The sequence below is a fragment of the Streptomyces albospinus genome (assembly GCF_014648695.1).
Taxonomy (GTDB): Bacteria; Actinomycetota; Actinomycetes; order Streptomycetales; family Streptomycetaceae; genus Streptomyces; species Streptomyces albospinus.
This window is the reverse complement of the sequence record NZ_BMRP01000109.1, coordinates 1-6,333: the sequence shown is the minus strand read 5'-3', so window position 1 is coordinate 6,333 and position 6,333 is coordinate 1. Positions and strand designations below refer to the sequence as shown.

The 6,333-nt window shown below is 67.5% G+C and carries 5 protein-coding genes and 1 pseudogene; 2 read left to right on the top strand and 4 right to left on the bottom strand.

Translation table 11 applies throughout. The annotated features are described in order from the left end of the window. The 4 genes and pseudogenes from IEZ17_RS41245 to IEZ17_RS41235 form a co-directional block, all read right to left on the bottom strand. The coding region (locus IEZ17_RS41245; protein ID WP_189308771.1) for a DEAD/DEAH box helicase family protein at positions 1–698 on the bottom strand (698 nt) is incomplete at its 3' end. Between the two features lie 62 nt (positions 699–760). Next, positions 761–3,541: an SbcC/MukB-like Walker B domain-containing protein gene (locus IEZ17_RS41240; RefSeq protein WP_229853127.1), complete on the bottom strand. Its 2,781-nt coding sequence runs from the start codon at positions 3,539–3,541 to the stop codon at positions 761–763. 100 nt (positions 3,542–3,641) lie between these two features. Continuing rightward, positions 3,642–3,770, bottom strand: a pseudogene (locus IEZ17_RS43680) (AAA family ATPase); the annotation flags it as partial. Continuing rightward, positions 3,771–4,937 (bottom strand): exonuclease SbcCD subunit D, encoded by a 1,167-nt coding sequence (locus IEZ17_RS41235; RefSeq protein ID WP_189308770.1) that lies wholly within the window; start codon positions 4,935–4,937, stop codon positions 3,771–3,773. Positions 4,938–5,043: 106 nt separating this feature from the next. On the opposite strand from IEZ17_RS41235, the gene IEZ17_RS45190 reads away from it, so the two are divergent. After that, entirely contained in the window at positions 5,044–5,664 is a 621-nt protein-coding gene (locus IEZ17_RS45190) for an AAA family ATPase (protein WP_373300083.1), read from the top strand. Positions 5,665–5,978: 314 nt separating this feature from the next. Next, the gene (locus IEZ17_RS41230) at positions 5,979–6,203 is read left to right on the top strand and encodes a hypothetical protein (RefSeq protein ID WP_189308769.1); all 225 of its coding nucleotides are present in this window, start codon (positions 5,979–5,981) and stop codon (positions 6,201–6,203) included. Positions 6,204–6,333: the final 130 nt, after the last annotated feature.

Below are 6,333 nucleotides of genomic sequence, written 5' to 3'. Positions count from 1 at the left end.
GGGACGAGGATCTGGTAGTCGGCGAGGAGGCCGAGGTCGATGGCGTCGGAGAGGGTGAGGCGGTAGGCGACGGGGCCGAAGAGGGTTTCGTCGTCCATGGAGGCGACGGGGTCGTCGGCGCGGTCGTTGTCGGGGTCCCAGATGCGGGGGGTGGCGGTGAGGTAGAGGCGGCGGTGGGCGGGGATCTGGTCGTTGTGGTGGATGGCGGCCCAGGCTTTGCCGAGGCGTCCGGCGGTGCGGTGGGCTTCGTCGACGACGGCGAGGTCCCAGGCGGGCAGGCGGTGGGTGTGGTGGGCGGCGAGCAGGGTGGGTAGGGAGGCGTAGGTGGCGTAGACGGTGACCGGGCCGTCCTCGGCCGGGGTAAGGGCTGCGAGTTCGGCTGGGTCGGTGGTCATCGGGATGTCGCCGGCCGAGGGGTGCTCGACGGCCTGGCGTGCTGAACAGACCGCTACCGCAGGGCCTTTGCGGCCCGCGGCGTGCCAGGAGCGGACCGTCTGAGAGAGAAGGTCCAGCGTGGGGACCAGGACAAGGACGCGGCCGTGGGCAGCCAGCCGGAAGGCGGTGCGGGCGGCGATGAGCGTTTTCCCGGTGCCGCAGGCGGCCACCACGCTGGCCCGCGGGTGCGTGCGCAGCGTTTTGGTGGCCGCGGTGACGGCTTCTTTCTGGTGCGGCCTCAGTTCGAGGTCGGTGGGGGCCATGGTGTGCGCCGCTCCGGTACTGAGCTGGGCTGGTGGGTGCGGGGGCATTGTTGCATCGAGGGTTATTGGCTTGCTTCGGTCACGGGGGCCAGGGTGGAGCCACTGGCGCTCTTGCGGACGTGGAGCCGGTTGGTGATGCGTCGGCGCAGTTCGGGAACGTGGCTGATCAGTCCGACGGTGCGGTCGTGGGCGCGTAGGGAGTCGAGAACGTCGAGGACGTGGTGGAGGGTGTCTTCGTCGAGGGTGCCGAAGCCTTCGTCGATGAAGAGGGTGTCCAGTTGGCGTCCGCCTGCTTCGTGGGTGACGACGTCGGCGAGGCCGAGGGCGAGTGAGAGGGAGGCGAAGAAGGATTCGCCTCCGGAGAGAGTGTCGGTGTCGCGGTCCCGGCCGGTCCAGGCGTCGGTGATCTTCAGGCCGAGGCCTGAGCGAGCACCGCGGGCTGCTCGGTGGTCGCTGTGAGAGAGGGTGTAGCGGTGGTCGGACATGCGCAGCAGGCGTGTGTTGGCGGCGGCGACGACTTGTTCGAGGCGTGCGGCCAGGACGTAGGCCTCGAGTTCCATGCGGTCGCTGTTGCTGGGGGAGGTGCCGTGGATGAGGTCTTGGAGGTGGTGCACGGTGTCGTAGGTGTCCTGGAGGGGTTCCAGGTGTTGGATGCGGGTGTCGAGTTCTGTGGTGAGGCTGGTGAGGTTGTCGTGGCGGGTGCGTGAGGCTGTGGCGGCGGCGACGGCCTGGGTGTGGCGTTCGGCGGCGGTGTCACGCAGGGCGACGGCGGTTTCGAGGTCGGCGGGGGGCTGGGCTGCGGCCTGCACGAGTTCGGGTTTGTCCAGGACGGTGGTGTGTGCGGCGCGTTGGTGGCTCCATTGGCGGATCTCTTCCTCGATGGTGTTCAGTGCGTCGTCGTCGAGGAGTGCCTGCTCGGCTGTTTGAAGGGTCTCAAAGCCTTGGGCTTGTGCGGCGGTGGTGGCCTGTGTGGTGCGCTCGTCCCGTTCGAAGGCGGTGCGGGTGGCGGTGGTGGCGGCTTCGGTTGCTGTCTTGAGTTGGTCTGCGCTGTGGGTGAGGTCTGCGACGCGTGCGGCGACCGAGGGTGCGCCTTTACGTGCCGTGTCCAGCTTGGCGTTGAGGTCTTGTAGCCGTGCAGCGGCGTGATCGTAGTCCGCGTTGCGTGCGGAGAGCTGTTCGCTGGCCGTGGTGTCCCTGTGGGTCATGTCGGTCTGTTCGCGCTCGAGGGTGGCGAGTTCCTCGGACGCTGTGCCGAAGTCTGCGGCCTGCTTGAGGGCTTGTGCCAGCTCCTTCTCGACGGTGCGGCGTTGGGCTTGGATGTCTGTCAGGGGGGCATCGCCGGCTTCTCCGGCTGCCGATGCTGCCCGTTCACGGGCTTGCTGCAGTGTGTCGCTGATGGCCTGCTCTTCCTGCTGGGCCTTGGCATGGCGGGCTTCTGCGGCCTGCTCGTCGGCGCGTGTCGGCTGGCCGGGGTGCGGGGCAGCCGGCGCAGGATGGGTGCAGGATCCGCAGACAGGACACGGAGTGCCGTGTTCGAGGCCGGCGGCCAGCTCGGCCGCCATGCCTTCGGTGCGCTGGCGGCGGATGTCGATGTAGGTCGCGGCGGCTTCGGCGGTGGCGGTGCGGGCGTTGGCCAGGCGATGCTCGGCTTCGGTCACCTCGGCTCGACGGGCGTCGCGTAGTTCGGCGGCTTTGACGCGTTGGCGTACGTCTTTCAGGGCGGTCTGGTGGTGGCGGCTGTCTGCCTCGGCGCTGCGGGCGGTGTCCATGCGTGTGGTGAGGGCGGTGCGGCGGGCGGGGGCCTGTTCGAGCCAGGTGCGGGCCTCGCGTTGCTCGGCGGCGAGTTCCACGCGTTCGGCATCGAGGTGTTCGAGGTCGCCGGTCAGCTGCTGAACGGTTGCTTCTTGTGGCAGTAGCGCTTCGGCGAGGGCGGCCTGGGCACGCATCTGCTGTTCGGCAGCGGTGAGTTGCTCGGCCGTGGCTGTGGCATGTTCGGAGGCGAGGCTGCTGCGGGTGTCGGCCTCGTGGCGGGCGGCGCGGTCGTGCTCGGCGCTCGCGGTGTTCGCCGCGTGGATGACTGCTGCCAGTTTTCCGGCGCGGCGGGCCTGCTCGAGCTGGTCGTTGAGTTCCTGCTGTCGGGGCGCCTGTTGCTGGAGCAGGTCAAGCTGGTCTCGGGCGCTGCGGTGTTCGGTCTGCTGGTGGTGGAGTTCGCGGACGGTGAGTTCGCGTGCCTGCTGGGTGCTCAGGTCGGCGGCTGCCGTCGCTGCTTCAGCGGTGGTGCGCTCCAGGTGTGTTGCCGCAGCCTTTGTCAGGGCTGTGGCCCAGCTGAGGGCGGGGGCAGTCAGGGTGTGGGGATCGTCGTTGGTCGGAGCGCCTTGCTCGTGGTCGAGGTCTCCGGCTGCCTGGTGGATGCGTTCGATCAGGCTGGTCACGTCGCCGCGGGCGGCTTTGAGTGCTTTTTGGGCCTCGCGGCTGCGGTCGAGGAGCCATCGGTCGATGTCGGCGAACCGGCCGGTGCGGAAGAGCTTGCCGAGGAGTTCCCTGCGTTCTGTTGCCTTGGCGCGCAGGAACTGGGTGAACTGGTTTTGCGGCAGGAGAACGACCTGGCAGAACTGGTCACGGCTCATACCCAGCAGCGCAAGGATCTCATCGCCGACCTCTTGATGGGACTTGCTGGATGCCTCCCACCGGCTCTGTCCTGAGGTCTCGTCGTGCTTCCATTCGCGCAGTGTGGTCTTCGCGGTCTGAGTGGTGGTTCCTTCGCCGCGGGCCTTGGGCCTTGTCTGCTGTGGGATGCGGGTGATCTCCAGACGGCGGCCCGAAAGGGTGGCCTCCAGCGTCACCTGCGTGAGCAGGTTCTGGGCGGCGTGGTCGCTGCGCAGCAGCAGGTCCCGGTCGCCGGGGGGGCTTGCCGTACAGGGCGTAGCAGATGGCGGCGAAGACGGTGCTCTTGCCGGCGCCGGTGTCGCCGTGCAGGAGGAAGAGGCCGTCGGCGCAGAGGGATTCGAAGTCGATGGTGTGGGGGCCTGCGAAGGGGCCGAAGGCCTGGAGGGTGAGGCTGTGCAGGCGCATTTAGACGATCTCCTCTTGCATGGAGCGGATGCGGGAGGCTTCGACGGCCTGGCGCAGCAGGTCGTGCTCGGTGGGGTTAGGGTCGGTGCCGCGGACCTTCTTGACGAAGTCGCAGGCGATCTCCAGGTCGGTGCGGCCTTCGAGGCGCTCGGTGTAGGTGGGGCCGTCCGACTGCTCGGGATTGTCTGGGCGTTGGTGCAGGAGGTGCATGGTGTGCGGGAAGCGGCGCCGGAGCCGAGCCATGGGCTCGTACGGAAGGTCCGCATCGGTGAGGGTGACCTGCAGCCAGCTGCCTGTCAGGTGCTCGTGGGCGGGGTTGGTCAGCAGGTCCTGGAAGGTGCCCTTCAGGCAGGCGAGGGCGCGCGGCACAGGGGTGGGCACGCGGGTGAGTGTGACCGTGCCGTCGCCGGCCAGGTCGACCACGGTGAGGGTCTTGGTGTGGCCGGTTTCGGAGAAGGAGTACGCCAGGGGGGAGCCGCTGTAGTGGATGCGGTCGTTGATGTCCTGGGCGCCGTGAAGGTGGCCGAGGGCGACGTAGTCGATGCCATCGAAGGCGCTCGCCGTGACGTGGTCGATGCCGCCGACGTTGATGTCGCGTTCGCTGTCGCAGGGGGCCGCGCCGGTGACGAACGCGTGGGCGAGGACCACGGACCGGGTTCCGATCGGGTAGGTCGCGAGGTCGGCCCGGACGAGGTCCAGGGCCGCAGTGACCACTGCCTGGTGAGAGGTTCTGTCGGCGCCGAGGTCCGTGCGGGCCAGGGAAGGTTCTAGGTAGGGCAGCCCGTAGACGGCGACGGTGCCGTGTGGGTCGTCCAGCAGGACCGGGGTGGTGCAGGCGGTGATCGGGTCGGTCCGCAGGTGGACGCCGGCGCGGGCCAGGAGGCGTGAGCCGACTCCGAGACGGTGGGCGGAGTCGTGGTTACCGCTGATCATGATGATCGGCAGGTTGAGGTCGGCGAACTGGTTCAGGACGTCGTTGAACAGACGCACGGCGTCCAGGCTGGGGATCGCACGGTCATAGATGTCCCCTGCCACCAGGATCACATCGACCTGCTGATCCCGTGCCGTGTCGTGCACGTGAGTGAGGAAGTCCCGCTGGGCGTCGATCAAGTCTGCCTCGTGGAACCGGCGTCCCAGGTGCCAGTCCGAGGTGTGCAAGAACCGCATGGGCACAGACCGTAACCACCGATGACGGGTTCCGTGGTGGTTTCCTGATAAGCGGTCTTCTTTGCGAGAGTGAGGGGCTTGATAGGGGCATCGATTCGCATCGGAAATGCCGCTGGCGCGGCACGGATTCTTGTGCGAGGGATCGTTTCGCCTGGGTCGAGCGTATGGAATCGCGTGTCGGAGCCTGCCGAGAGAGTTCCAAGATCGTGCGCTCAAGTGCGGTGGAATAGGCAGCCGGTGTGCGCTTTTGCAGCACAGGCCCAGCGCACGCTGCCCGGTCTCGGCAGACCTCTGGGTCACCGAGCACCTGGCACCTCTGCCCGAACCGATCCGCGCCGACGTCCGCGAACCCGACCCGCCGGCTCAGCCGCTGCTATCGCTTGCCCTGGAGGCGCTGAGGTTTGGAACCAACGTGGTCCTGGTTTTCGGATGCTGGTCTAGTGACGAGAGGTTCGCCATCCGCTGGTTGGTGGAGTCTGTAGGCGCGTCCTGCGACCTCGTGTACGTGCCTGTGGACCTGGAGACCCAATGCGCTCGGATCGCCCATCGCCAGTCGACCACTCCGGATCAGACTTTCCCGATGAGCGAGGCGGACCTCGTGCATTGGAGGACGCTGTTCCAGGAGCTCAACGCCGCGCAACTCGGCGGGCATGAAATCGGCAGTCCGCCTCCTGGTTGGCAGGGCTGGCCCGAGTGGGCAGCCGATCGGTGGCCGTCTTTCACGTGACTGTCCGGCCGCACCCTGGCCCGGCCCCTCCCAACGCGATGGGCCGCACGTGACCCTTATCCGCGCGTCCGCCCACCCCTTGTCAGCTCGGGACACCCGGGACACTGCAAGGGGCAGGGTCTTCGTGGCATGGGGGCACCTCCGAGCAAAGGGGCGGGGGATCGTTCTGTCTTTGGGGCGACTTGGCGCCCCTGCTGTACGTTTCCCCCTTGTACTGGAACGGCTTCAGAGTGAAGCCCTGGTCTTCGCGACGGGCACCATCAAACGGTGGTGCTACACCGCGGATGCCACACCGAGACGCGAGGGGGACAGGAATGTTTTCGACAAAGGAGAGCTTCTACGACGGAAAGGGGTACAAGCGCCAACCGGGCGAGTCTTTCTATGACTACAAGGGGTACAAGCGCCGCCCGGGAGACTCCTTCTACGACAGCAAGGGGTACAAGTGCCCCTCCAGCGGCACGTTCTATGACTACAAGGGCTACAAGCGCCAGCGCGGCGAGAGGTTTTACGACTGCAAGGGGTACAAGCGCTCGGCGTAGCCGGCACCCCAAGACACAGAACCCTTACGGTCTATCGACGGACCGACACCATGTACCCGAACTCCAGAGCTGTCTTCAGCTGATGGCACCCCCGGCACAGCACCTGAACGTTCCGGTCCGTGTCGGTCCC